Origin of the sequence: Halomonas sp. H10-9-1 (assembly GCF_040147005.1) — a bacterium.
Taxonomy (GTDB): domain Bacteria; phylum Pseudomonadota; class Gammaproteobacteria; order Pseudomonadales; family Halomonadaceae; genus Halomonas.
This window is the reverse complement of the sequence record NZ_JAMSHO010000001.1, coordinates 2,427,476-2,452,926: the sequence shown is the minus strand read 5'-3', so window position 1 is coordinate 2,452,926 and position 25,451 is coordinate 2,427,476. Positions and strand designations below refer to the sequence as shown.

The 25,451-nt window shown below is 67.4% G+C and carries 19 protein-coding genes; 10 read left to right on the top strand and 9 right to left on the bottom strand.

Going from position 1 to position 25,451, the window contains the following annotated elements; translation table 11 throughout:
- Positions 1-41: 41 nt before the first annotated feature.
- From infA to aat, 3 genes are all read right to left on the bottom strand, one after another.
- Complete coding sequence (infA, locus tag NFH66_RS11270) at positions 42-260, bottom strand: translation initiation factor IF-1 (protein WP_027961652.1); 219 nt, start codon at positions 258-260, stop codon at positions 42-44.
- 305 nt (positions 261-565) lie between these two features.
- A complete protein-coding gene (locus NFH66_RS11265; protein ID WP_349610389.1) occupies positions 566-1,303 on the bottom strand; it encodes an arginyltransferase in 738 nt (245 codons plus the stop codon).
- A 25-nt stretch (positions 1,304-1,328) separates the two neighbouring features.
- The gene (gene aat / locus NFH66_RS11260) at positions 1,329-2,072 is read right to left on the bottom strand and encodes a leucyl/phenylalanyl-tRNA--protein transferase (RefSeq protein WP_349610388.1); all 744 of its coding nucleotides are present in this window, start codon (positions 2,070-2,072) and stop codon (positions 1,329-1,331) included.
- Between the two features lie 150 nt (positions 2,073-2,222).
- Between aat and NFH66_RS11255 the strand changes: the two genes are divergently transcribed.
- Positions 2,223-5,417, top strand: coding sequence for a DNA translocase FtsK 4TM domain-containing protein (locus NFH66_RS11255; protein WP_349610387.1), 3,195 nt, complete (start codon positions 2,223-2,225; stop codon positions 5,415-5,417).
- Positions 5,418-5,549: 132 nt separating this feature from the next.
- Complete coding sequence (lolA, locus tag NFH66_RS11250; RefSeq protein WP_349610386.1) at positions 5,550-6,179, top strand: outer membrane lipoprotein periplasmic chaperone LolA; 630 nt, start codon at positions 5,550-5,552, stop codon at positions 6,177-6,179.
- A 136-nt stretch (positions 6,180-6,315) separates the two neighbouring features.
- Here lolA and NFH66_RS11245 read toward each other — a convergent pair whose 3' ends face one another.
- The gene (locus NFH66_RS11245) at positions 6,316-7,656 is read right to left on the bottom strand and encodes a replication-associated recombination protein A (RefSeq protein ID WP_349610385.1); all 1,341 of its coding nucleotides are present in this window, start codon (positions 7,654-7,656) and stop codon (positions 6,316-6,318) included.
- Positions 7,657-7,822: 166 nt separating this feature from the next.
- Between NFH66_RS11245 and NFH66_RS11240 the strand changes: the two genes are divergently transcribed.
- The 4 genes from NFH66_RS11240 to NFH66_RS11225 all read left to right on the top strand — a co-directional run bounded on the left by NFH66_RS11240 (position 7,823) and on the right by NFH66_RS11225 (position 15,504).
- Positions 7,823-8,368: a hemerythrin domain-containing protein gene (locus NFH66_RS11240; protein ID WP_349611721.1), complete on the top strand. Its 546-nt coding sequence runs from the start codon at positions 7,823-7,825 to the stop codon at positions 8,366-8,368.
- A gap of 167 nt (positions 8,369-8,535) precedes the next feature.
- Positions 8,536-9,312 (top strand): glutamate racemase, encoded by a 777-nt coding sequence (gene murI, locus NFH66_RS11235; protein WP_349610384.1) that lies wholly within the window; start codon positions 8,536-8,538, stop codon positions 9,310-9,312.
- A gap of 58 nt (positions 9,313-9,370) precedes the next feature.
- Positions 9,371-10,498 (top strand): tRNA (uridine(54)-C5)-methyltransferase TrmA, encoded by a 1,128-nt coding sequence (trmA, locus tag NFH66_RS11230; RefSeq protein WP_349610383.1) that lies wholly within the window; start codon positions 9,371-9,373, stop codon positions 10,496-10,498.
- Positions 10,499-10,665: 167 nt separating this feature from the next.
- Positions 10,666-15,504, top strand: coding sequence for an NAD-glutamate dehydrogenase (locus tag NFH66_RS11225; protein WP_349610382.1), 4,839 nt, complete (start codon positions 10,666-10,668; stop codon positions 15,502-15,504).
- 82 nt (positions 15,505-15,586) lie between these two features.
- Here the strand turns inward: NFH66_RS11225 and mgtE are convergent, their stop codons facing one another.
- Entirely contained in the window at positions 15,587-16,939 is a 1,353-nt protein-coding gene (mgtE, locus tag NFH66_RS11220; RefSeq protein WP_349610381.1) for a magnesium transporter, read from the bottom strand.
- Between the two features lie 194 nt (positions 16,940-17,133).
- Here mgtE and NFH66_RS11215 point away from each other — a divergent pair, with 194 nt between their 5' ends.
- Entirely contained in the window at positions 17,134-18,150 is a 1,017-nt protein-coding gene (locus tag NFH66_RS11215) for a quinone-dependent dihydroorotate dehydrogenase (RefSeq protein ID WP_349610380.1), read from the top strand.
- An 81-nt stretch (positions 18,151-18,231) separates the two neighbouring features.
- Here NFH66_RS11215 and rmf read toward each other — a convergent pair whose 3' ends face one another.
- Positions 18,232-18,438, bottom strand: a complete 207-nt coding sequence (rmf, locus tag NFH66_RS11210) for a ribosome modulation factor (protein ID WP_349610379.1) — start codon at positions 18,436-18,438, stop codon at positions 18,232-18,234.
- Between the two features lie 244 nt (positions 18,439-18,682).
- On the opposite strand from rmf, the gene rlmKL reads away from it, so the two are divergent.
- Both rlmKL and NFH66_RS11200 read left to right on the top strand, forming a co-directional pair.
- The gene (rlmKL, locus tag NFH66_RS11205; protein ID WP_349610378.1) at positions 18,683-20,884 is read left to right on the top strand and encodes a bifunctional 23S rRNA (guanine(2069)-N(7))-methyltransferase RlmK/23S rRNA (guanine(2445)-N(2))-methyltransferase RlmL; all 2,202 of its coding nucleotides are present in this window, start codon (positions 18,683-18,685) and stop codon (positions 20,882-20,884) included.
- Positions 20,881-21,243 carry a glutaredoxin family protein gene (locus NFH66_RS11200; protein ID WP_349610377.1) on the top strand — a complete coding sequence of 121 codons (363 nt, stop codon included), beginning with the start codon at positions 20,881-20,883 and terminating at the stop codon, positions 21,241-21,243. The genes rlmKL and NFH66_RS11200 overlap by 4 nt, the downstream gene beginning before the upstream one ends.
- Before the next feature lie 279 nt (positions 21,244-21,522).
- On the opposite strand, the gene NFH66_RS11195 is transcribed toward NFH66_RS11200, so the two are convergent.
- Positions 21,523-21,801 carry a hypothetical protein gene (locus NFH66_RS11195; protein ID WP_161432448.1) on the bottom strand — a complete coding sequence of 93 codons (279 nt, stop codon included), beginning with the start codon at positions 21,799-21,801 and terminating at the stop codon, positions 21,523-21,525.
- A gap of 93 nt (positions 21,802-21,894) precedes the next feature.
- On the opposite strand from NFH66_RS11195, the gene pdxB reads away from it, so the two are divergent.
- Positions 21,895-23,076, top strand: coding sequence for a 4-phosphoerythronate dehydrogenase PdxB (gene pdxB, locus NFH66_RS11190; protein WP_349611719.1), 1,182 nt, complete (start codon positions 21,895-21,897; stop codon positions 23,074-23,076).
- A 109-nt stretch (positions 23,077-23,185) separates the two neighbouring features.
- Here pdxB and htpX read toward each other — a convergent pair whose 3' ends face one another.
- Together htpX and NFH66_RS11180 are read right to left on the bottom strand one after the other, a co-directional pair.
- Entirely contained in the window at positions 23,186-24,091 is a 906-nt protein-coding gene (htpX, locus tag NFH66_RS11185) for a protease HtpX (protein WP_349610376.1), read from the bottom strand.
- A gap of 123 nt (positions 24,092-24,214) precedes the next feature.
- Positions 24,215-25,444, bottom strand: a complete 1,230-nt coding sequence (locus NFH66_RS11180; RefSeq protein ID WP_349610375.1) for a pyridoxal phosphate-dependent aminotransferase — start codon at positions 25,442-25,444, stop codon at positions 24,215-24,217.
- Positions 25,445-25,451: the final 7 nt, after the last annotated feature.

Here is a 25,451-nt window from a genome sequence, read left to right as displayed (position 1 = left end):
TGTCGGCGGCAGGGAGGGAGCGAGTCGCTCGACCGCCGGGCTCAGCGGGAGCGGTAGACGATGCGACCCTTGGTCAGGTCGTAGGGAGTCAGCTCTACCTTGACCTTGTCGCCGGTGAGGATGCGGATGTAGTTCTTGCGCATCTTGCCGGAGATATGCGCGGTCACTACGTGGCCGTTCTCGAGCTCGACGCGGAAGGTGGTGTTGGGGAGGGTATCGACGATGACGCCTTCCATCTCGATATGGTCTTCACGTGCCATATAGGCGATTCCTCGCTGTGGGTGAAACACGACCGAGGGGCGAGCGTGGCCCCTGGGTAAAAGAATAGCGCGGTATTGTGCCGCATGCCGGCCTGCAAGGCAAAGAAAGGGCGGTTGCAGTCAGGGCAGTCGCAGTTAGCTATGCTGCGATAGCGAAAGGCGCCGGGGACAGGTCGGAGAGGGGGTCCGAGGACCAGGGACGGCCGAGGTAGCGTACAGGGAGGTATTTACAGCGCCCCCTCGAAGGCCTGTCGCCGGAGAAGCCTTGAGCGGTGTCGCCATCTGCGATAGCCATGCGGTTGCAGTCATGCGGGTATCAGCCGCCGCCAGTGGCGACCCTCCAGGCGCTCGAGTGGCTGGAAGGCCTGCTTGTAGGCCATCTTGCGGCATTCGCGGATCCAGTAGCCCAGGTAGACATGGGGCAGCTCGCGACGCCGCGCCAGGTCGATAAGGCAGAGGACCGCATAGGTGCCCAGGGAGCGTCGCTCCAGGCTCTGCTCGGGGGCGAAGAAGGTGTAGATCGCCGAGATGCCGTGCTCGAGCTGGTCGAAGGCCGCCACCGCCACCAGGCGACCCTCCAGGCGGAGTTCGAGCAGCCGGGCATAGGGCTGGTCGAGGGTCAGGAAGGTGCGATACTGCTCGTGGCTCGGCGGATACATGTCGCCGTCGGCATGGCGGGTGCGGATGTAATGCGCGTAGAGGGCGTAGTGTTCGGGGTCGAAGATCGCCGGTCGCAGGTGGAGGGTGAGGTCGGCGTTGCGCCGCAGCAGGCGCCGTTGCGTGCGGCTGGGCGAGAACTCCGCCACCGGGATGCGCACCGAGATACAGGCACTGCAGCCTTCGCAGTGGGGACGATAGAGGTGTCGGCCGCTGCGTCGGAAGCCAAGCAGGGCCAGGGCATCATAGACCCCTTGGCCGGGGGACTCCTGGGGGTCCAGGAACAGCGTGGTCGCTTCACGCCCCTCCAGGTAGCTGCAGGCGTGGGGCACGGTGAGAAAGAAACGCAGGTCCCGGGTCGGCTGGCGGGGGGTGTTGCTGCTCACGGTGGCTCTCCCTGGCTCTGGGCGGTCAGTCGGAATGGCTGGCAGGCCCGGCGAGGGGCGCGAAGGACCAGCAGGCGGGTACCCACAGATCGCCCGATGAGGGATCGCCAGCGGGGCTGCCCAGCCACTCTTCAAGATAGTCGATGAACCTTTGTCGGGCGATATCCCGGGCGCCCAGGCTGGCCAGGTGGCGGGTATGCATCTGGCAGTCGATCAGCTGGCCGCCGCCCGCGGACATCGCACCGGCCAGCCGCACCAGGGCGATCTTGGAGGCGTCGGCAACCCGCGAGAACATCGACTCGCCGAAGAACACCGGCCCCAGGGCGACGCCGTAGAGTCCGCCGACCAGGGCGCCGCCCCGCCAGACCTCGACCGAATGGGCCGCGCCGATGGTGTGCAGGCGCGCGTAGGCGGCACGCATCTCGTCGCCGATCCAGGTGCCCGGCTGCTCTGCACGGGGCGCCGCACAGGCCGCCATCACGGCCTCGAAGGCGCGATTGGCGGTGACCGTGAAGCCGCCGTTACGCAGGCGCTTGGCCAGGCTGCGGCGTATCCGGATCTCGTCCGGGAACAGCACCATGCGCGGATCCGGGCTCCACCACAGGATCGGCTGGTTGTCGCTGAACCAGGGAAAGATGCCCCGCCGGTAGGCGGCCAGCAGCCACTCGGGGGCGAGTGTTCCGCCGGCCGCCAACAGGCCACCGGGATCGCGCAGTGCCTCGCTCACGGGGGGGGAATGCACGGGTGAGGGGGGCAGCCAGGGCAGCATCGCGTCGGCATCCTTGAGGGAGAGGAAGCAGTGTGCCGTCCGCGGCCCCATCGCTCAAGGCGTGGCGACTGTGATGCGGTGCCTTCGCTCGGGTATGATTGGCGCCACGCATTCGCAAGGCGCCAGGCGTGGCGCAAGGGAGATGACCAGTTGAGTGTCGACAAGCAGACCGCATCGCGGCGAGATCGAGCGACCAACGCCAGGGAATCGGCAAAACGCTTCGGGGTGAAGCTGCAGGGTGCGGCGCGCGAGGGTGTGGTGATCGTGCTGCTGGCGGCCTGCGTGTTCCTGCTGCTGGCCCTGTTCAGCTATGAGGGGGCCGACCCCGGCTGGTCGCGCAGTGGCCCCGAGACCGAGGTGGCCAACTGGATGGGGCCGGTGGGCGCCTGGCTGGCCGATGTCCTTTATTCGCTGTTCGGCGTCAGTGCCCTGTGGTGGCCGGGCATGCTGGGCTTTGCCGCCTGGCGGCTGCTGCGCTCCCGGCAGGTACGGCTGGTCTGGGATGCCACGGCGCTGGCGGTGCGTGGCGGCGGACTGATCCTGCTGCTGCTGGGGACTACCACCCTCGGTGCGCTGTACTTCTATCACCCGGAAGGTCCCTTGCCCTACTCCACGGGCGGCATTCTCGGCGAAGGCCTGGTAGGGGCCCTGCTGCCCATGGTGGGCGTGGGCGGCAGCGGTCTGCTGGCGTTGGCGGCCCTGCTCTGTGGCTCCCCCCTGTTCAGTGGGATCTCCTGGTTCAGCGTGATGGATGAGCTGGGCCGCGGTGCGCTGCGCCTGTGGGGCTGGGTGGCGAGTCGCTTCGCCTTCACCCGCCAGGCGGCCGCGCCGCTTGCCGAGGGCGAGGTGGCCGGTGACGCCGCCGCCTCGGCGAGCGGCGCGGATCCGGCGGCGTCGGAAGACGTCGCTGTGCGAGCGCGCTGGTGGCAGTGCCTGCTGCCAGGGCGGCACGCCGGACAGCCCGAGCCGACGGCTGCCCCCGCGCCGCGTCGTGAGCCCGGTTTCGGCGATGACGGCAATACCGAGATTCCCTGGGAAGTGCCCGAGCGGACACCGTCGGCCAAGCAGCCCGGCGCCGCTTATGCAGCGCGTGAATCCGCGCCTGCTGCGTCTTCTGCGCCTGCTGCGTCTTCTGCGCCTGTTGCGTCTTCTGCGCCTGTGGCGCCTGCTCCTGCTGCACCGTCGGCAGCATCCGCCTCCGCTATCCCTGCGCAGCGTGGTGCGACTGACGGCGCAGGCTCGGCCGCCGGTATCTCCGCGGGCATTGCCGCCGCGGGACCTTTCGCTGCCCGGACTCCCGAGAGCGAGCAGGAGTCGCAGGGGCGGGCGCCGGAGAGTGTTCCCGAGCCCATGCTGCCCGATGATGATGAGCCGGCGACGGCCTGGCACGGACCGGCCCTGAGGGCCAGCCGCGAGGAGGAGGCCCCGCTGGTCGACCGCAACCGGGTGGACGAGCAACCGCCCGCCGAGTCCGTCTCCTCGGCGGCTTCGAGCCAGCGGCCGGAGTCGGGCAGTCACCAGCGCCGCGAGCCGGCCCTGGGCAGCGATCACCTCGATGATGACGGCACGGACGCTGATGAGCCGAGGCTCAGCTGGGATGAGCCGGCGGTGGCCGAGGAGGCCGAAGAGGACGCGGCGCCGGTGATGCCGACACCCGCCCCCATCGCGCAGTTGCAAACCCCCGAGCCCGAGCCGCCGCTCGATGCCGATGATCCGGATACGCCCCATCTGGCCACCGCCGATCAGGCCAGGGAGGCCGCCGAGGAGGAGGGCATGCGGCTGTGGACCGTGGAGCACCTGCAGAGCCAGCGCCCGGTGCTGGATGATCTGCCCGAGCCCGATGGCGACCTGCCCAGCCTGCGCCTGCTCACTCCACCGGAACCCCAGAAGCAGAACTACTCCGTCGATCAGCTGGCCGAGATGGCCGAGCTCCTCGAGGTGAGGCTGCGCGAGTACGGGGTCAAGGCCGAGGTGGTGGACACCTGGCCGGGCCCGGTGATCACGCGCTTCGAGATCAAGCCCGCCGCGGGTGTGAAGGTCTCCAAGATCAGCAACCTGGCCAAGGACCTGGCGCGCTCGCTGATGGTCAAGAGCGTGCGCGTGGTGGAGGTGATTCCGGGGCGACCCACGGTGGGTATCGAGATCCCCAATCCGCATCGGGCGATGATTCGCCTGCGCGAGGTGATCGACTCGGACCGCTACCAGCAGGAGGCCTCGGCGCTGACCCTAGCGCTGGGCCAGGACATCGGTGGTGGCCCGGTGGTGGCCAACCTCGGCAAGATGCCCCATCTGCTGGTCGCCGGTACCACCGGCTCGGGCAAGTCGGTGGGGGTCAACGCCATGCTGATCTCCATGCTGCTCAAGGCCACGCCCGACGAGCTGCGATTGATCATGGTCGACCCCAAGATGCTCGAGCTCTCCGTCTACGACGGCATCCCGCACCTGTTGGCGCCGGTGGTCACCGACATGAAGGAGGCCGCCAACGCTCTGCGCTGGTGCGTGGCCGAGATGGAGCGGCGCTACAAGCTGATGGCGGCCATGGGGGTGCGCAATATCGCCGGCTTCAACGCCAAGCTCGACGAGGCCGAGCGGGCCGGCGCCCAGGTGGCCGACCCGCTGTGGGAGCCGCAGCCCTGGGAGATGCACCAGACCCCGCCGGTGCTCGAGAAGCTGCCCTACATCGTGGTGGTGATCGACGAGTTTGCCGACATGTTCATGATCGTCGGCAAGAAAGTCGAGGAGCTGATCGCCCGCCTGGCCCAGAAGGCCCGCGCCGCCGGCATCCACCTGATACTCGCCACCCAGCGTCCCTCGGTGGACGTGGTGACCGGCCTGATCAAGGCCAACATTCCCACCCGCATGGCCTTCCAGGTCTCCTCGCGGATCGACTCGCGCACCATCCTCGATCAGGGGGGCGCCGAGAACCTGCTGGGCCACGGCGACATGCTGTATCTACCCGCGGGTTCCGGCATGCCGTCCCGGGTCCATGGTGCCTTCGTCGACGACGATGAGGTACACCGGGTCGTGGAGGACTGGAAGCGTCGCGGCGAGCCCGAATATATCGAGGAGATCCTCTCCGGCGGTGTCTCCGCCGAGGCCCTCACCGGGCTGGAAGCCGAGGGGGTGGATGGTGACGACGCCGAGCAGGATGCGCTCTATGACGAGGCGGTGGCCTTCGTCACCGAGTCGCGGCGCGCCTCCATCTCGGCGGTACAGCGCCGCTTCAAGATCGGCTACAACCGAGCCGCACGCCTGGTGGAGGCGATGGAGATGGCCGGGGTGGTCTCCACCATGGGCTCCAATGGCGCCCGCGAGGTGCTGGCGCCGCCGCCGGCCGGCGGTTAGTCGATGTCGCCGTCTGGCGACATCGGCCTCCGACCATGCAGCTATCATGAACGCGCCGCTGGAGACGCAACCCGCCGGCGCATGCGGGGTCCGAGTGACAGGATTCCATCGGCACCGTCCAGGGAGACAGACATGACAGTGAAGAAGACACTCGCCACCCTCGTCGTTGGCCTCGCCATGCCGCTATCGGCCCTGGCGAGCGAAGGTGCGGAGCGCCTCAGTCGCATACTGGAACCGATGCAGACATACGAGGCCACCTTCGAGCAGCAGATACTCGATGCCAGCGGTGAGCGGTTGCAGGCGGCGCACGGCAGCATGTGGCTGTCGCGGCCCGGAAAATTCCGCTGGGAGGTGGATGCGCCCTATCAGCAGCTGGTGGTCTCCGATGGCGAGGAGGTCGTGCTCTACGACCCTGACCTTGAACAGGCAACGGTGCAGGCGCTGGATCAGCGCGTGACGCATACGCCGGCCCTGCTGCTCTCCGGCAGCGCCGATGAGCTGGTCGAGAGCTTCGATGTCACGCGCAGCCAGCAGGGCAGCGCCGAGCGCTTCAGCCTGCTGCCGAAGGACCCCGACACCCTCTTCGAGGCGCTGGAGATGACCTTCCGCGGCGAACGCCTGGTCGGCCTGGAGATGCTCGACAGCACCGGCCAGCGCACGGCCATCGCCTTCCACGACGTGCAGATGAACCAGGATATCGAGGAGGCGCGCTTCGACCTTGTGATCCCGGATGGCACCGACGTGATTCGCGAGACCTACTAAAGCGCCAGGCTGCAAGCGCCGAGCAGGTCGGCGGCGTGGGGTAGGCGTTGAGGCAATGAGTGAGAGCCCCTGTCGGATTCCCGTTCCGGCAGGGGTTCTTTCTTGCGGCAACGCTATTCTGCTTGGCCGCTTGTCGCTATGTCTCGCCCTCATCCGCCTCGGCGTCGAGCTGCTCGCGCCAGGCCATCAGCTGGCCGTAGCGCTTCTCCTGACCGAACTCGGTGGGGCGGTAGAACCTTTCGCGCGGAAGCGCCTCCGGCCAGCAGTCGTGGCCGCTGCCGGCGGGGTAGCCATGAGGCTCGTGATGCGCATAGCGGTAGCCCTGGCCGTGGCCCAGCGATTCCATCAGCTTGGTGGGGGCATTGCGCAGGTAGGTCGGCACCTCTAGTTGTGGCTGGCCGGCCGCGAAGGCCTTGGCCTGATGCCAGGCCTGGTCGACGGCGTTGCTCTTGGGAGCCACCGCCAGGTGGATGGCGGCGTGGGCGATGGCGCGCTGTCCCTCGTAGTCACCCAGGCGCAGGTAGGCGTCCCAGGCGGCGATCACCAGGGGCAGGGCGCGGGGGTCGGCATTGCCCACGTCTTCGGAGGCGATGGCGGTCAGGCGCCGAATCACATCCAGTGGATCGCCTCCGCCCTGGAGGAAGCGGGCCATGTAGAGCAGGGCGGCGTCCGGGCGCGAGGAGCGCACCGACTTGTGGATCGCCGACAGCAGGTCATAGAAGTGGTCGCCCTGCTTGTCGAAGGCGCTGGTCTGGTGGCCCAGCACCGCCTCCAGGGCTTCCCGGCGCAGCGTCTCGCCGCCCTCGGGGCTGGCATCGGCGAAGTCACAGGCGCTCTCCAGCAGCCCCAGGGCGCGGCGCGCATCGCCGGCGGCGGCCCGGGCCAGCACCCCAAGCACCTCCGCCTCGGCCCGGATATGCCGCGCACCCAGGCCGCGCGCCGCGTCGGCCAGCGCACGTTGCAGCACCTCCACCAGCTCCTCCTCGGAGAGCGATGTCAGCACATGCACCCGGGCACGGGAGAGCAGTGCCGAGTTGACCTCGAAGGAGGGGTTCTCGGTGGTGGCGCCGATCAGGGTCAGCAGGCCTGATTCCACATGGGGCAGCAGGGCGTCCTGCTGGCTCTTGTTGAGGCGATGGATCTCGTCGAGGAACAGCAGGGTCGCCATCCCTAGGGACTGCTGGGCCCTGGCGCGCTCCACGGCGGCACGGATCTCCTTGACGCCGGCCATCACCGCGGAGAGGTGCTCGAGGTGAGCGCCGGACTCGGCGGCCAGGATCTCGGCCAGGGTGGTCTTGCCGGTGCCCGGCGGCCCCCACAGGATCATCGAGCGCACCACGCCGCTCTCGACCATGCGCCGCAGTGGCTTGCCGGGGCCGACCAGCGCCTGTTGTCCCACATAGTCGTCCAGCCGGCGCGGCCGCATGCGCCAGGCGAGCGGGGCGTCGTCGTCACGGTCGCTTGCGAAGAGATCCAAGGGCGACTCCTTGCGTTGATCGAAAAGCGGCAGGCCGGTGGCCGGGCTGCTAGAGTGGGGGGGCGTCGAGGGGCCGAATGGGCTTCACGGTGAACCCTGTCCCGGATGGCGCATCCAATGGAGAGTGCCTTCTCCCATGTACCATACAGGAGGGCCCGACATGCCCATGCTGACTCAGCTGCGTCAGGATCATGCCAATATGGCGCGCATGTTGCACGTTCTGCAGCTCAAGCAGAAGACCCTGGCCGACGGCGAGCGTCCCAATTTCCAACTGGTCCGCGAGGTTGTCGACTACATCCTCGACTATCAGGAAGGCTTCACCCAGCCGCTCGAGAAGGTTTGCACGGAGCGACTCACGGAGCTGGACCCCTCCAGCGCCGAGGTGACCGAGCGTCTGTCACAGGACTATCGGGCGCTGCAGGTCCGGCTCAAGCGCCTGTCCAACGACCTCGACATGATCCTGATGGATGCCGTGGTGCCCATGGATCATTTCGCCGAGGACCTCAGGGCCTACCTGGACAGCCACCGCGCTTACCTGCGCGACGAGCGCGAGCTGCTGTTTCCGCTGATTCGCGAGAACTTCAATGAAGAGGACCTCAAGGCCCTGGCGGCAGCGCTGCCCGAGGGTGCCCAGGCGCAGCTCGAACGGCTGCAGGAGGCCTACCCCGAACTCTATGCCGAGCTGCGCGATGCCCCCGAGCCGGTGACCTGAGCGCCTCCGGCCAGACGCCGGGTGCGGGCCTCGGCTTGCCGCCAAGTGTGGGGTAGAATGGGCGGCTATCTCAGCGGCCAGCGTCTCGTCATGCTCCCTCCGATCCTTCTAGCCCCGTCAACATCCTGCCTTCCCGCCCCGTCCTCGAGGCGCCGGGAGGCAGGCTGATGGCGGGTCCGATCCTGGTCTTCGACTCCGGTGTGGGCGGCCTCTCGGTGGTGGCGGCCCTGCGCGAGCGGCTGCCTCGGGCGGCCCTGGCCTATGCCTGCGACAATGCCATGCTGCCCTACGGGCGACGTGAGGATGCCTGGCTGGTGCGGCGTATCCTCGCGGTGTGCGAGGCCGCCGTGCGCACCAGCGGCTGCGTGGCGCTGGTGGTGGCCTGCAATACCGCGAGCACGCTGGCCCTGGACGCCTTGCGCGAGCGGCTGCGGGTCCCGGTGGTGGGCACGGTGCCGGCGATCAAGCCCGCCGCCGCCCTCAGCCGCAGTGGCCATATTGGCCTGTTGGCCACCAGCGCCACGGTGGCGCGCCCCTATACGCTGCGTCTGATCGAGGCCTTCGCCGCGCACTGCACGGTACGGCGGGTCGCGGCGGATTCCCTGGTGCGCGAGGCGGAACGACAGCTGGCCGGCGAGCCGCCCGATGTTGCCGTGATCGAGGCGGCCCTGGCGCCACTGTGGAAGGACCCCGCACTCGACACCGTGGTACTCGGCTGCACTCACTTCCCGCTGCTGCGCGACGCACTGGCGACCGCCGCTCCCCGCGAGGTGGCCTGGGTGGACTCCAGCGACGCCATCGCCCGGCGCACGGCTCAGGTGGTGGCCGGCGTGGCTACCTCGACGGGCCCCGGGGCTAGCCTTGCCACCGCCCCCGACGCAGTGCTGGCCAGGGCCCTGGCGCGGTTCGGCTTCGCCCGTCCGCAGCCGCTGAGCCTGGACTGAACGACCGAGCCCCGCTTTCTACACCCTACTACCGTTCACTGGAACTCCTGGAGGCTTCTTGGCCATTCCCGTCGTCGACCCCGACCGCTATGACCAGCAACTCGAGGCCAAGGCCGAGCGTATCCGCCGCGACTTCGCGCGCTTCGCCCCGCCTGCCCTGGAGGTTTATCCCTCGCCCCCCAGCCACTATCGCCAGCGCTGCGAGTTTCGGATCTGGCACGAGGGGGATGAGCTCTTCTACGCCATGTTTGAAATACACGAGTCCGAGGGGGACCCCGCGGACCCGAAGAAAAAGAAGAAGACGGTGATCCGCCTGGACCACTTTCCGGTGGCCAGCCGTCGCATCAACGCGCTGATGCCGGCGCTGCTCGATGCCATCCGCGACAACGACCTGCTGCGTCGCCGGCTCTTCCAGGTCGAATTCCTGACCACCCTCGCCGGCGAGGCGCTGGTCACCCTGGTCTACCACCGTCCGCTGGATGAGGCCTGGGAGGCCGAGGCCCGCCGCCTGCAGGAGCACCTCGGGGCGATGATCATCGGCCGTGCCCGCAAGCAGCGCCGGGTGCTCGAGCGGGATCATGTCTGGGAGCGTCTCGAGGTGGAGGGGCGCGAGTTCGTCTATCAGCAGGTGGAGAACAGCTTCACCCAGCCCAACGCCGAGATCTGCCGCTCCATGCTGACCTGGGCGCGGGAGGTCACCCGGGGTAGCCAGGACGGCGATCTGGTGGAGCTCTACTGCGGCAACGGCAACTTCACCGTGGCCCTGGCCGAGAACTTCCGTCGTGTGCTGGCCACCGAGATTTCGCGCACCTCGGTGGCCAGCGCCCGGGAGAACCTGGCTGCCAACCACATCGACAACGTCACCGTGGGGCGCATGTCCGCCGAGGAGTTCGCCGCGGCGCTCAAGGGCGAGAAGAGCGGGCGCCGGGTGGCCGAGTGGGCCCTGGACGCCTATGACTTCACCACCGTGCTGGTGGACCCGCCGCGCGCCGGTCTCGACGAGGCCAGCTGCCGCCAACTGAGTGACTATTCGCGTATCGTCTATATTTCATGCAACCCGGAGACATTGGCGAACAATCTGGAGCGGCTGACCGCGACCCACCGGATCACCCGCTTCGCGCTGTTCGACCAGTTTCCCTGGACCCACCACTGCGAGTGCGGCGTCCTGCTCGAGCGATGCGAGTGACGGCGCCTTTCCCGCGAGTGGCGATGCGCAACCAACATGCTCCATGAGCAGATCGTCAAGTGGCTGGGTCGTGCTTCGGGAGTCGCGTAAGCTGGCGACAGGGTCCCGCCGGGGCCGTGTCGAACACTTCCGGTCGCAGCAGCGGCCGCCGGTAGCCGAGGTGATGGATGCAGCACGTTGCGAATGACGAAGCCAGACAAGATCTGCTCAAGCAGCTTCATGAGAGGCTGAGCGCCAAGCTGGACGCCGCCAAGGCGGAGGCTGTCGGCGCCTTCGCCGACTACTTCTATGCCGCCGTGCCGCTGGATGACCTGGAGAATCGTCGGCTCGACGACGTCTACGGTGCCACCCTCTCGGTGTGGCACTTCCTGCAGCAGTTCGATCCGAGCGACCCCAAGGTGCGGGTCTTCAATCCGGACTTCGAGGAGCACGGCTGGCAGTCGCCCCACACCTTCGTGGCGGTGCTGCACGAGGACATGCCGTTCCTGGTCGACTCGGTGCGTATCGAGCTCAACCGGCGCGGCATCACCGTGCACGCCATCCACAATGCCGTTCTGGCTACCGAGCGGGGCCGTGGCCATCGCCTGCAGCAGCTGACCTCGCCGAAGGATGCCACCGCCCCGGCCCAGCGCGAGTCGTTGATCGTTATCGAGATCGACCGCTGCTCCGATGTCGAGGTGCTGCAGGAGATGCAGGCCAGCCTCGAGGAGGTACTGGTCGATGTGCGTACCGCGGTGGCCGACTTCGACCCCATGTGCGCCAAGGTCGAGGAGGCCCTCCAGGAGCTGCGTGCCGGCTGTCCGCCGCAGACCAACCCGGACGACCATGCCGAGGCGATCACCTTCATCGAGTGGATGCGTCAGGACAACTTCACCTTCCTGGGGTATGACGCCTATGCGGTGAAGAAGAAGGGCGGCAAGGAAACGCTCGACAAGGTCAAGGGCAGCGAACTCGGGGTGTTCCGCCTCGATCAGCCCCGCTACCGGGAGCGTATCCGCACCGAACTTGGCGTCGAGGATGGCCATTACGTGCTGGTGCCTGAGCTCCTGAGCTTCTCCAAGAGTGCCCACCACGCTCGGGTTCACCGCCCCACCTATCCCGACTATATCTCCATCGACCGCTATGACGAGCGTGGGCAGCTGATCGGCGAGCATCGCTTCCTGGGGCTGTTTACCGCCACCGTCTACAACGAGTCGCCGCGCAACGTGCCGATCCTGCGCCGCAAGCTCAAGTCGGTGATGGAGATCGCCGGCTTCAATCCCAAGGGGCACAACGGCAAGCAGCTTCTGCAGGCCCTCGAGGTCTACCCCCGTGACGACCTCTTCCAGATCGATACCCAGGAGCTGGCGCAGACCGCGCTGGGCATTCTCAGCATCCGCGAGCGCCGCCGTGTGCGCCTCTTCGTGCGCGAGGATCACCCGGGACGCTTTTACTCCTGCCTGGCCTTCGTGCCGCGGGACGTCTTCTCCACCGAGCTGCGCCTGCGCATCCAGGAGATGCTCTGCGAGGAGCTCGACGCCAGCTTCGGTGACTTCAACACCTACCTCTCGGAGTCGGTGTTGGCGCGCATCCAGTTCATCCTGCGCTTCAAGGGGGAGCGCCCGGTCGAGTATGACCTCAAGCGTCTCGAGGCCAAGCTGGCCAAGCTGGCACGCAACTGGCGTGACGACCTCCAGGCCGCCTGTGTCGAAGGCTTCGGCGAGGAGCAAGCCAACCGCCTGATGGACCGCTTCCGAGATGCCTTCCCGGCCAGCTACCGCGATGACTTCAGCGCTCGCACCGCCGTCTATGACCTGCACCATATCGGCGAGCTGGATGACGGTGATGCGCTGTCGCTGTTGCTCTACCGGCTGGTAGAGGAGGAGGGCAGCGGGGTCAACCTCAAGCTGTTCCACCGTGACTCGTCGATTCCGCTCTCCGACGTGCTGCCGATGATGGAGAACCTCGGGCTGAGGGTGCTCGGCGAGCGTCCCTACGAGATCAACGCCACCGATGCCAGCTACTGGATCCACGACTTCTATCTCGAGCACCACACCAGCACCGAGGTCAATCTCCAGGAGATGCGCGGCCCCTTCATCGAGGCCTTCCAGCGCATCTGGGCCGGCGAGGCGGACAACGACGCCTTCAACCGCCTGATCATCGGCGCCAACCTCGACTGGCGCGAGGTGGCGATGCTGCGCGCCTACGCCCGCTACCTCAAGCAGATCCGCTTCGGGGTCTCCCAGGACTACATGGCCAATACCCTGGCCAGCCATCCGGAGATCACGCGCGAGCTGGTGACGCTGTTCGAGCTGCGCTTCGACCCCGCCGAGCGTCCCGCCGAGGGCGAGGTGGAGGCCTGCGTGGAGCGCATCCAGCGGCTGCTGGATGACGTGGCCAGCCTCAACGACGACCAGCTGCTGCGCCGCTATATGGAGCTGATCCTGGCGACCCTGCGCACCAACTACTATCAGCGTCGTGAGGACGGTAGCGTCAAGGACTACATCGCCTTCAAGCTGGAACCCTCCAGGGTCACCGGCATGCCCAAGCCACGCCCGGCCTTCGAGATCTTCGTCTGTTCGCCGCGGATCGAGGGCGTACACCTGCGCGGTGGCAAGGTGGCCCGGGGAGGGCTGCGCTGGTCCGACCGCCACGAGGACTTCCGCACCGAGGTACTGGGCCTGGTCAAGGCGCAGCAGGTCAAGAACTCGGTGATCGTGCCGGTGGGCGCCAAGGGCGGCTTCGTCTGCAAGCGGCTACCCGAGGGCGATCGCGAGGCATTTCAGCGTGAGGGGGTCGAGTGCTACAAGACCTTCATCCGCGCCCTGCTCGACGTGACCGACAACCTCAAGGGCGGCGAGGTGGTCCCCCCGCGCGACGTGGTGCGCCACGACGAGGATGACGCCTACCTGGTGGTGGCCGCCGACAAGGGCACCGCGACCTTCTCCGATATCGCCAACGAGATCTCCGCCGAGTATGACCACTGGCTGGGCGACGCCTTCGCCTCGGGCGGTGCCAACGGCTACGACCACAAGAAGATGGGCATCACCGCCAAGGGGGCCTGGGAGTCGGTCAAGCGCCACTTCCGTGGCCTGGGGGTGAACACCCAGGAGGACGAGTTCAGCGTGGTGGGCATCGGTGACATGGGGGGTGATGTCTTCGGCAATGGCATGCTGCTCTCCGACCGGATTCGCCTGGTGGGGGCCTTCAACCACCTGCATATCTTCGTCGACCCAGAGCCCGATGCTGCGGCCACGTTCGCCGAGCGCAAGCGCCTGTTCGAGATGCCGCGCTCCAGCTGGGAAGACTTCGATGCCACGCTGATCTCCGAGGGTGGCGGGGTATTCAAGCGCAGTGCCAAGTCGATCCCGGTATCGGCCCAGATGAAGCGGCGCTTCGGCATCCGCGCGGACAAGCTGTCACCCAACGAACTGATCAGCACCATGCTCAAGTCCGAGGTGGACCTGATCTGGAACGGCGGCATCGGCACCTACGTCAAGGGCAGCGAAGAGAGCGATGCCCAGGTAGGCGACAAGGCCAACGATGGCCTGCGCATCGACGGCCGCGAGCTCAACTGCCGGGTGGTGGGCGAAGGCGGCAACCTCGGCCTGACCCAGCGTGGCCGCATGGAGGCCGCCGCCCGTGGCGTGCGCGTCAATACCGACTTCATCGATAACGCCGGCGGGGTGAACTGCTCCGACCATGAGGTCAACATCAAGATCCTCATCGATGAGGTGGTCAAGCGTGGCGACATGACCGACAAGCAGCGCAACCGGCTGCTCGCCGAGATGACCGGTGAGGTCCGCGACCTGGTGCTGCTCGACAATTACCGCCAGACCCAGGCGCTCGACCTGGCGGAGCTGCTCTCGAAGCAGGGGGTCGGCCCCTTCCGGCGCTTCATCAGCGAACTGGAGGCTGCCGGCCAGCTCGACCGCGAGCTGGAGTTCCTGCCCGCGGATGATGAGCTCCAGGAGCGTGCCGCCAACCAGCCGGGCATGCTGCTGCCGGAGCTGGCGATGCTGATCTCCTATGCCAAGAGCGTACTCAAGGGTGACCTGATCGTCTCCGACGTGCCCGACGACCCGGTGATCGTGTGTCATGTGGAGCGTATCTTCCCGCGGGTGCTGGTGGAGCGTTACCGCGACGAGATGTACGAGCATCGCCTCAAGCGCGAGATCGTTGCCACCCAGGTGGCCAACGACCTGGTCGATCACATGGGTATCGTCTTCGTGCGGCGCCTGATCGATTCCACCGGGGCCGGCCGAGCCGAGATCGCCCGCGCCTATGTCATTGCCCGGGAGGTGTTCGGGCTGGGCGAGACCTGGTCACAGATCGAGGCGCTGGACAATCGGGTGCCGAGCGCGGTGCAGTACGCCATGATGCTCGACCTGATGCGGCTGATCCGGCGCGCCACTCGCTGGTTCCTGCGCGGCCGCGCCGGCGCTGATACTGCCCAGTGCATCGACTACTTCGCCCCGCGCCTGGCGGCGATCCGCGAGGGTATCGGCGAGCGCCTCAGCGGCGAGGAGCGAGCCGCCTGGGAGGCGCAGCGTGATGAATGGATGGAGGCCGGCGTGCCCGAGCCGCTGGCGGTCAGCGTGGCGGCGGCCGGCAGCCTCTATGCCGGGCTGGGCATCATCCAGGCCGCGCGCCAGGCGGATGTGGCGCCGGAGCGGGTGGCCGAGGTCTTCTACGAGGTCGGCAACCGCCTGGAGCTGCCGTGGATGATCCGCCGGATCAACGAGCTGGAGGTGCGCGACAGCTGGCAATCCCAGGCCCGTGAGACCTTCCGTGACGACATCGACCGCCAGCAACTGGCGCTGACGGTCAGCGTGTTGCAGATGGAGGGGGGGGCCAGCGACGCGGAGGCGCGGGTCGCCGAGTGGCTGGAGCGCCATGATGCCATGCATGCGCGTTGGCGCCGCCTGCTCGAGCAGGTGGGCAGCGGTGGCCAGGGCGGCTTCCCCCTCTTCGCCGTGGCCGTGCGCGAGCTGGTCGACCTGGCCGAGAGCAGTCGCGACTCCTGAGCGATTGTCACCCACCGCAACGAGAAACCCCGCCGATCGGCGGGGTTTCTCGTTGCGGTGGCGAGCGGGGTGGGGGGGTGGATCAGAGCAGGAAGTAGGTGGCCAGGCCCAGGAAGGACATGAAGCCCACCACGTCGGTGACGGTGGTGAGAATCACCGAGCCCGACAGCGCCGGGTCGATGCCCGCCCGCTTGAGCAGCAGGGGGATGATGATGCCGGCGATGCCCGCCGCCAGCATGTTGATCACCAGGGCGGCACCGATGATGACGCCGATGGAGAGGCTCTTGAACCACAGCAGAGCCAGTACCGCCACGATCAGGGCCCACAGCACGCCGTTGAGAATGGCGATGCCGACCTCCTTGCGCAGCAGCCAGGCGCTATTGGTGCTGCTGATCTGGCTCAGGGCCAGGCCGCGTATCGCCAGGGTCAAGGTCTGGCTGCCGGCGATGCCGCCCATGCTGGCGACGATGGGCATCAGCACTGCCAGGGCCACGATCTGGTCCAGAGCATCCTCGAAGCGGCCGATCACCCAGGCGGCCAGGAAGGCGGTGATCAGGTTGATGCCCAGCCACACGGCGCGCCGCTTGGCGCTGGGCAGCACCGGGGCGAACAGGTCCTCCTCCTCGTCGAGGCCGGCCATGTTCATCAGCGCCTGCTCGGAGTCCTCGCGGATGACATCGACGATGTCGTCGATGACGATACGCCCGAGCAGCAGGCCCGACTCGTCCACCACCGGCGCCGAGACCAGGTCGTGGGTCTGGAACAGGGTGGCCACGTCGCGGGACTTCATGTCGACGCGGATGCTGTCCACCTCGTGGTCCATCAGGTCGGCCACCGCCATCTCCGGGGGATGGCTGATCAGCCGGGCCACCGGCAGGGTGCCTTGGAAGAGGCCGTCGCGGTCGACCACCATGAGCAGGTGAGTGTTGTCCGGGATCGACTCCTTCCAGCGCAGGAAGCGACACACCGTCTCCAGGCTGACGTCGCTGCGCACCGTGATGGTGTCGGTGCGCATCAGGCGGCCGGCGCTGTCCTCCTCGAAGGAGAGGGTCTCCTCCAGGCGCTCGCGCTGCAGGGCGTCCATGGAGCGCAGCATGTCCTCGGCCACCTGCTGGGGCAGGTCCTCGAAGATATCCGCCAGGTCGGCGGTATCCATGCCGGCGGCGGCGGCCACGATCTCCTCGTGATCCATGTACTCGAGCAGGGTGCTGCGCACCTCGTCGTGCACATGCAACAGCACCTCGCCGTCGACCTCGCCCGGTACCCGCTGCCACAGGCGGATACGCGCGGCGGGAGGCAGCGACTCCAGCAGCAGGGCGATCTCGGCGGGCTCCAGGTCGGCCAGCACGGCATCCACGGCATCGAGATGTCCATCCCCGAGCGCACGGTGTATCCGCGAAAGACGGTCCTCTAGGGTCTCGGTGGTCTCGGCCATAAGCATCTCCCTGGCTCCGCGGCAGTGTGGTCCCGACCCCCCACACCCCTGTGTCTCTTGATGATCTACAGTAGATCACAAAATCGGCGTCGGCTGTTCCCTGCGGCGTCGTTTCCGGGGGGAGGCGCTGCTATACTCTCGCCCCGCCGGTGACCGCCACCCTCGCCATATCCGCCCCACCGCCAGGAGATGCCATGTATTCCCTCGCCCGCTCGCTGCTATTCCGCCTTGACGCCGAGACCGCCCATGGCCTGGCCCTGCGGGGGCTGGACCTGGCCGATCGAGTGGGGCTGGCGCCTCGCCTGGGAGGCGGGCGGGTGGCGGATCCGGTGGAACTGATGGGGCTGCGTTTCCCCAACCGGGTGGGGCTCGCCGCCGGGCTCGACAAGAACGCCGATCATCTGGATGCCCTGGGCGCGCTGGGCTTCGGTTTCGTGGAGGTCGGCACCGTGACCCCCAGGCCTCAGCCCGGCAACCCGCGGCCGCGGCTATTCCGGCTGCCTGAGGCGGGTGCCATCATCAACCGCATGGGCTTCAACAATGCCGGGGTCGACCACCTGGTGGCGAAGGTCAGGGCCAGCCGTTTCGACGGTGTGATCGGCATCAATATCGGCAAGAACCTGACGACCCCGGTGGAGAAGGCGGTGGATGACTATCTGGCCTGCCTCGAGAAGGTTCATGCCCACGCCCACTACATCACCGTGAACATCTCCTCGCCCAACACCCCGGGGCTGCGCAACCTGCAGTTCGGCGAGCACCTCGACGGCCTGCTCTCGGCGTTGCGCGAGGTGGGGTCGCGCCTCGATCGCGACAGCGGTCGCCGGGTGCCCCTGGCGGTGAAGATCGCGCCGGATATGGAGGCCGAGGAGGTGGGGCTGGTGGCCGGCTGTCTGGCGGCCAATGCGATCGATGCGGTGATCGCGACCAATACGACGATCGCTCGCGAGGCGGTGGCGGGCCTGGCCCACGCCGATGAGGCGGGTGGCCTCTCTGGGCGACCGGTATTCGAGTCCTCCAACCGGGTCATTCGCGAGTTGCGCCGCCGCCTGCCGGAGATGCCGATCGTCGGCGTGGGCGGCATCGACAGCGGCGCGGCGGCCGTGGCCAAGCGCGCCGCCGGGGCCGATCTGGTGCAGCTCTACTCGGGCTTCATCTACCGCGGCCCGGCGTTGGTAGGCGAATGCGTGCGGGCCCTGCGTGACGCCGGCTGATCCAGGCGGCCGCACGCAAAAAGCCCGCGGCGTGCCGCGGGCTTGAGGAGGCGTGAACCTCGGTAGGATTGGGTTGCGGGTTCACACCACCATGGGGTTCTTGTGAATGCCGGAGACACCGGTCATGCCGGCCCAATGATCCCCACGACCTTCACGCCAACCGCTCATCCAGTATTCGCGAAGATTGATGTCCTGGCTGGGACACTCATCGCGGGAGCGACCTGAGACACCTGCCTTGTAGCCATGCGTATAGGCACGCTGGAAGCGATCACGTTTCTGTCGTTTCATTGGACTACCTCTTGATAAGGTATCTGACTGGCTCGGAGAGTGAAGCGGCCCGAGCCGTAACGTGCCTCGGGCCCAGTATCTGGAAAGGGCAGACCCGATGACAGGAAACGCATGCGTGTTCTTAGTAGCTACTGCCCTATTGATAGCCCATCTCGATCCGGGTTGTCGACCATCGATTTGTAACAGCTCGTTCACTTGCCTGACATGGCACACATTTACCCTACTTCCCCCGCGGTGATTGCCGATGAATCCGACCCTATCCACGTCCGCCCTCGATCTGTTGGTGACCTGTCCCCGCGGCCTCGAGGAGCTGCTGGCCGAGGAGCTGTCAGCCCTTGGCGCCACGCCCGGCAAGAGCACCGTGGGGGCGGTGAATGCCCGGGCCGACCTGGCCACGGCCTATCGGCTCTGCCTGTGGTCGCGCCTGGCCAACCGGGTCATCCTGTGCTTGACCCGCGAGCAGAGCGTGAGCACTCCCGCGCAGTTGCGGGAGGCGGTGGCCGCCATACCCTGGGAGCAGCACCTGGCGCTCGCCGCCAGCCTGGCGGTGGACTTCCACGGTCGTAGCGAGGAGATACGCCATACCCGCTTCGGCGCCCAGACGGTCAAGGACGGCGTGGTGGATCGCCTGCAGGGCAGGGGGTTGCCGCGTCCCATGGTGGAACTCAAGCAGCCCGACCTGCGCCTCTACGCCAACCTTCATCGCGGTCGCCTGGTGGTGGGGATCGATTTCTCCGGCGAGAGCCTGCACCGTCGCGGCTATCGTCGCGACGTGGGGCATGCGCCGCTCAAGGAGAACCTGGCCGCGGCCCTGCTGTTGCGTGCCGGCTGGCCCGAGCTGGCACGCCAGGGCGCGCCGCTGGTGGACCCGCTGTGTGGTGCCGGGACCCTGCTGATCGAGGCGGCACTGATGGCCGCCGACATGGCGCCCAACCTGGCCCGGGAGCGCTTCGGCTTCCACGGCTGGGCGGGGCACGACGAGGCGGCCTGGCGTGAGCTCAGGCGCGAGGCCGAGGCGCGGGCCAGCATCGGCCGCAAGCGCTGCCGCTCACGCCTCTTTGGCTTCGACCAGAGCCCGGCGGCGCTTGCCGCGGCCAAGGCCAACGCCATGCGCGCCGGCATCCCGGCACTGATCGAGCTCCAGGGGGCGGGGCTGGCGGGGCTGGTACGCCCCCTGGGTCTCGCTGAGGCGCCGCCGGGCCTGGTGATCACCAACCCGCCCTACGGCGAGCGCCTCGGCGAATTGCCGGAGCTGGTCACCCTCTATGCCCGCCTGGGCGAGCGAGTGCGCACCGCCTTCCCAGGCTGGCGCCTGGCGGTATTCACCGGTAATCCCGACCTCGGCCACCGCATCGGCCTGCGGGCCCACAAGCAGTACGCGCTGCGCAACGGCCCCCTGGAGACGAAGCTGCTGCTGATGGCGGTACCTGAGCCGGAGGACGACGCGCCGGCCGCTCGGCCGTCACGCTCGGAGGGGGCACAGATGTTCGCCAACCGGCTGGAGAAGAACCGCAAGCGACTGAAGAAGTGGCTCAAGAAGAGCGGCGAGAGCTGCTACCGCCTCTATGATGCCGACATGCCGGAGTATTCGATGGCGGTGGACGTCTACGCCGGCTGGGTGCATGTGCAGGAGTACGCGGCTCCGAAGTCGGTGGATGCCGGTCACGCCCAGAAGCGGCTCTTCGAGGCGCTGGCGGTGATCCCCGAGGTGCTCGAGGTGGACCCGGTGCGGGTCGTGGTCAAGCGACGCCAGCGCCAGAGCGGGCGGGACCAGTACCAGAAGCAGGCCGCCACCGGCGAGCGCTTCGAGGTGCACGAGGGGCCGGCCAGGCTGTGGGTCAACCTGCGCGACTATCTGGACACCGGGCTCTTTCTCGACCACCGCCCGGTGCGCCGGATGCTCGGTGAGATGGCCGCGGGCAAGCGCTTCCTCAACCTGTTCTGCTATACCGGGGCGGCCACCGTGCAGGCGGCCCTGGGCCGCGGCGATGCGGGAGGGGCGGTGGAGAGCGTCAGCGTCGACCTCTCCAATACCTACCTGCAGTGGGCCCTGGACAACTTCGCCCTCAACCGCCTCGACCCCGAGCGGCACCGCGTGGTGCGCAGTGACTGCCTGCGCTGGCTGCAGAGTGCCCGCGCCGAGTTCGACCTGATCTTCATGGACCCGCCGACCTTCTCCAACTCGAAGAAGATGAAGGACACCCTGGACATCCAGCGCGACCACGGCCGGCTGGTGCGCCTGGCCATGGCGCGCCTGGCCCCCGGCGGCACCCTGGTGTTCTCCAACAACCAGCGACGCTTCACGCTGGATGTCGACCTGGCGGATCACTATGCCGTAGAGGAGATCTCAGCGCGGACCTTCGACCCGGATTTTTCAAGGAAGCCCGACCTGCACCATGTGTTCCTGATCTGCCATCGGGAGCCTCGAGAAGGGAGCGATGCATGATTCGGCTGACCCTCTATACCACCCTGGGCTGCCACCTCTGCCAGCAGCTGGAAGGCCTGCTGGCGCGGCTTGGAAACGCGCCGGTGACCCTCGAGAGGATCGAGATCAGCGAGGATGACGCCTTGATGGCGCGTTACGGGGTGCGCATCCCGGTGCTGATGGATGCCGCGGGCAGAGAGCTCGACCGCGGCTTCGAACCCGAGCGCCTGGCCGCCTGGCTCGAGGCGCGTGGCTGGCTGAATGATAAGGCCTGGCAGCAGATTCAGTGCCGGCTCAGCGAGGAGGACAAGGACAGTGAGGTTAGTGATGGCGAGGCCAGTGCCGCGGTGATCCGCCATGGAAGACGCTATCTGGGCTGATGGCCTTCGGCCAGTAACGAATTTCGCGGAGCAAGGGACCAGGAATCCCAATATATTCAACACATTGATGAGTACCCTGACTTGCCAGGGCTATCGCAGATAGCCTGGCTGCTCGATAGCTCGGGGCTGATCTGGCGATAAGCCTACGAGGAGGCGCTGTAAATACCTCCCTGTACGCTACCTCGGCCGTCCCTGGTCCTCGGACCTCCTCTTCGGCTTATCCCCAGCGCCCCTTGGTTCGGTAACTACGATAGCCCTGCCTGGCTTGCCCCTTGCTCCTTACGGCTCGAGCAGCGACAGCTGGCTGACCGCCTCGCGACCCTCGGGACTGTGGTCCTCCACTTCCAGCACCTTGCGAAAGCCGCGGGAGGCCTGGATGGTGGCCTCGTCGGCCAGCCACATCATCGCCTGGTCGCGTTCGTCGGCCAGCTGGTGCTTGAGGCCGCCGAACTGGGTGCCGATCTGGCCCCAGGCGCGGCTGAATATCCAGTCGCCAAACATGTCCTGGTGGATATGCACCAGCACATAGTCATGATCGGTTTCCCAGCGAATGATCATCGAGGCTCCTGAGGCACAGAGACTCCCCGTGGCAACGGGGGAGTGGTAGGGTGGTGCGTATTGTAATCACCTGAGACATGGGAACAAGTGAGCCTGCGAATCCTCGTCGATACCAATGTCCCCGCCGCCGAGGCTTGCTTCGGTTCGTTGGGCGAGTTGATCCGCCGGCCGGGGCGGGAGATCACCGCCGCCGACCTGAGCGATATCGATGTCCTGGTGGTGCGCTCGATCACCCGGGTCGATGCGGCGCTGCTCGCCGAGGCGCGACGGCTGCGCTTCGTGGGCACCTGCACCATCGGCACCGACCATGTGGATAGTGCGCTGCTGGCCGAGCGCGGCATCGCCTTCTCCAGCGCCCCGGGCTGTAACGCCGAGGCGGTGGTCGACTATGTGCTGGTGAGCCTCTCGGCCCTCGCCGAGCGCCAGGGCTGGCGGCTCGCCGAGCGCCGCGTGGGGGTGGTCGGCGCCGGCAACGTGGGCGGGCGGCTGCTGCGCCGCCTCTCGGCCATGGGCATCGACTGGCTGGCCTGCGACCCGCCCAGGGTCGAGGCAGAAAGGGGTGAGGCGGGAGGCTCCCCGGGAGGAGCCCTGGCCGGTTTCGTGGACCTGGATACGCTGATCGACGAGTGCGATGTGCTCTGCCTGCACACCCCCCTGGTGCGCGAGGGCCCCCATGCCACCCATCACCTGCTCGATGCCGAGCGCATCGCCACCCTGGCGCCGGGGACGGTGCTGCTCAATGCCGGACGCGGTGACTGCCTCGATGGCCAAGCACTGCGTGCGCGCCTGGCGGGGCAGGGTGATATCAACGCTATTCTCGACGTCTGGGAGGATGAGCCCGGCATCGACGCGGCGCTGCGTGACCTGGTCGAACTCGCCACCCCGCATATCGCCGGCTATAGCCTCGACGGCAAGCTGCGCGGCACTTACCAGGTCACCCGGGCGTTATGCCGGGCGTTTGGCCTGCCGTGCCGGCTCACCCTCGACGAACTGCTGCCGACGCCCCCGCTGCGCTCCCTCACGCTTGGCGATGGGCTCGGGCAGGAGGAGGTGCTGCGCCTGGCCATGCGCGCCGTCTACGACCCGCGCCGCGACCACGATGCCCTGCACCGCGAGAGTCGCCGCCAGGGCATGGCCGCCGGCTTCGATGCCTGCCGAGCGGCCTATCCGCTGCGCCGGGAGTTCTCGACCCTGGAGGTGGCGCTGACGGAGCCGGACGAGACGCTCGCTGCCTTGCTGGCGGGGGCGGGGTTGCGGGTCACGTCCCCCCCCTGAGTGGCGAAGGCTAGAGTTGCGAAGACTTGAGTGGCGAAGACTCGCTGAACACAACGCAGCGGGCCCGCCATTGGCGGGCCCGCTGCGTTGGCGTCGTGATGCCGCCTGCCTACTGCCGGTAGGCCGCTTCCTTGAGGGCGCGGATGCGATCATCCAGCGGCGGGTGGCTGGCGAACAGGCGCTCCACCAATGAACGCGTCTGTCCCTTGGTGATGGCCATGGCACGCAGGGTGTCGGGCATCTGGTCGGGCAGTTCGGTCTCGCCCTTGAGGCGGGTGAGGGCATTGATCATGGCCCCGGAGCCGGCGAGCTTGGCCCCGGCGGCGTCGGCGCGATACTCGCGGAAACGCGAGAACCAGGCGACGATGGCGGAGGCAGCGATACCGAACACGACCTCGGCCACCATGACCACCGCGAAGTAGCCCATGAAGCCCAGGCCGCCCTCACCGTCGCTGCGGCTCTTCAGGAAGCCGTCGATCAGATGGGCGATCACTCGGGCGAAGAACATCACGAAGGTGTTCACCACGCCCTGGATCAGCGCCAGGGTGACCATGTCGCCGTTGGCCACGTGGCCGATCTCGTGGGCCAGCACCGCGCGTACCTCCTCCGGACGCATGCGGTTGAGCAGGCCGGCGGAGACCGCCACCAGGGCGTCATCCTTGTTCCAGCCGGTGGCGAAGGCGTTGGACTGCTGGGCCGGGAAGATGCCGACCTCCGGGGTCTTGATGCCGGCATCCCGGGCCAGTTCCGCCACGGTGTCCACCAGCCATTGCTCGGTGGCATTCGATGGCGTCTCGATCACCACGGTGCCGGTGCTGCGCTTGGCCATCCACTTGGAGATGAACAGCGAGACCATCGAGCCGGCCATGCCGAAGATGAAGCAGAAGATCAGCAGGCTCTGGAAGTTGATCCCCTGGTCGCTGAGGTAGCCCTCCACGCCCAGCAGGCGCAGGGTGATGCTGGCCACCAGCAGTACCGCCAGGTTGGTGGCCAGGAAGAGCAGGATTCGCATCATGTCGGTGGGTCTCCATCGATCATCGAAAGGGTGCCACCCGGCGGGCGGCATGCACAAGCTGTTGCTTAGATACGGCCGGGCGGCGAGGGTTTCAAGCCCCGGGCTTGCCCGGCCCGTGAGGCGCTACTGGCGATAGCGCGACAGGAAGCGGGCGAAGCGGTCCAGTGCATCGCCGAGCTGGTCGGCCCAGGGCAGGGTCACAATCCGCACGTGGTCGGGTTCCGGCCAGTTGAAGGCGGTACCCTGGACCAGCAGGATCTTCTCCTGGAGCAGCAGGTCGAGCACCATCTGCTGGTCGTCCTGGATATTGAACACCTTGGGATCCAGGCGCGGGAAGGCGTAGAGCGCCCCCTTGGGCTTCACACAGCTCACCCCGGGAATGGCGTTGAGCTTTTCAAAGGTGATGTCGCGCTGGGCCAGTAGGCGGCCGCCGGGCAGGATCAGGTCATTGATCGACTGGTAGCCGCCGAGGGCGGTCTGGATGGCGTGCTGGGCCGGTACGTTGGCGCACAGGCGCATCGAGGCGAGCATGGTCAGCCCCTGGATGAAGTCGGCGGCACGCTGCTTGGCGATGCTGCCGGAGAGGATCAACCAGCCGGAGCGGAAGCCGGCGCAGCGGTAGCTCTTGGAGAGCCCGTTCATGGTGACCACCAGTTGGTCCTCGCCGGCCAGGGCGCCGGTGGAGACGTGCTCCACGTCGTCGTAGAGGATCTTGTCGTAGATCTCGTCGGAGAACACCACCAGGTCGTGTTGGCGGGCGATCTCGAGCAGTTCGCGCACCACTTCCGGCGGGTAGACGGCGCCGGTGGGGTTGTTGGGGTTGATGATGACGAGCGCCCGGGTATGGGCGGTCACCTTGGCGCGGATATCGTCGAGATCCGGTGCCCAGTCGGCCTGCTCGTCGCAGCGGTAGTGCACGGCGTGGCCGCCGGCGAGGTTGGCGGCGGCGGTCCACAGCGGGTAGTCGGGGGCCGGGATCAGCACCTCGTCACCGTCGTTGAGCAGCGCCTGCAGGGCCATCACGATCAGCTCGGAGACACCGTTGCCGATGTAGATGTCCTCGATGCCGACACCCGGGATCTCGCGGCGCTGGCACTCCTGCATGATCGCCTTGCGTGCCGAGTAGAGGCCCTTGGAGTCGCAGTAGCCCTGGGCGGTCGGCAGGTTGCGCATCACGTCCTGGAGGATCTCCTCCGGCGCCTCGAAGCCGAACGGGGCGGGGTTGCCGATGTTGAGCTTGAGGATGCGCTGGCCTTCCTCCTCCAGGCGCTTGGCGTGGTCGAGCACCGGGCCGCGGATGTCATAGCAGACGTTGTGCAGCTTGTGCGATTTCCGGATCGGTGTGGTGTCCATGTCGTTC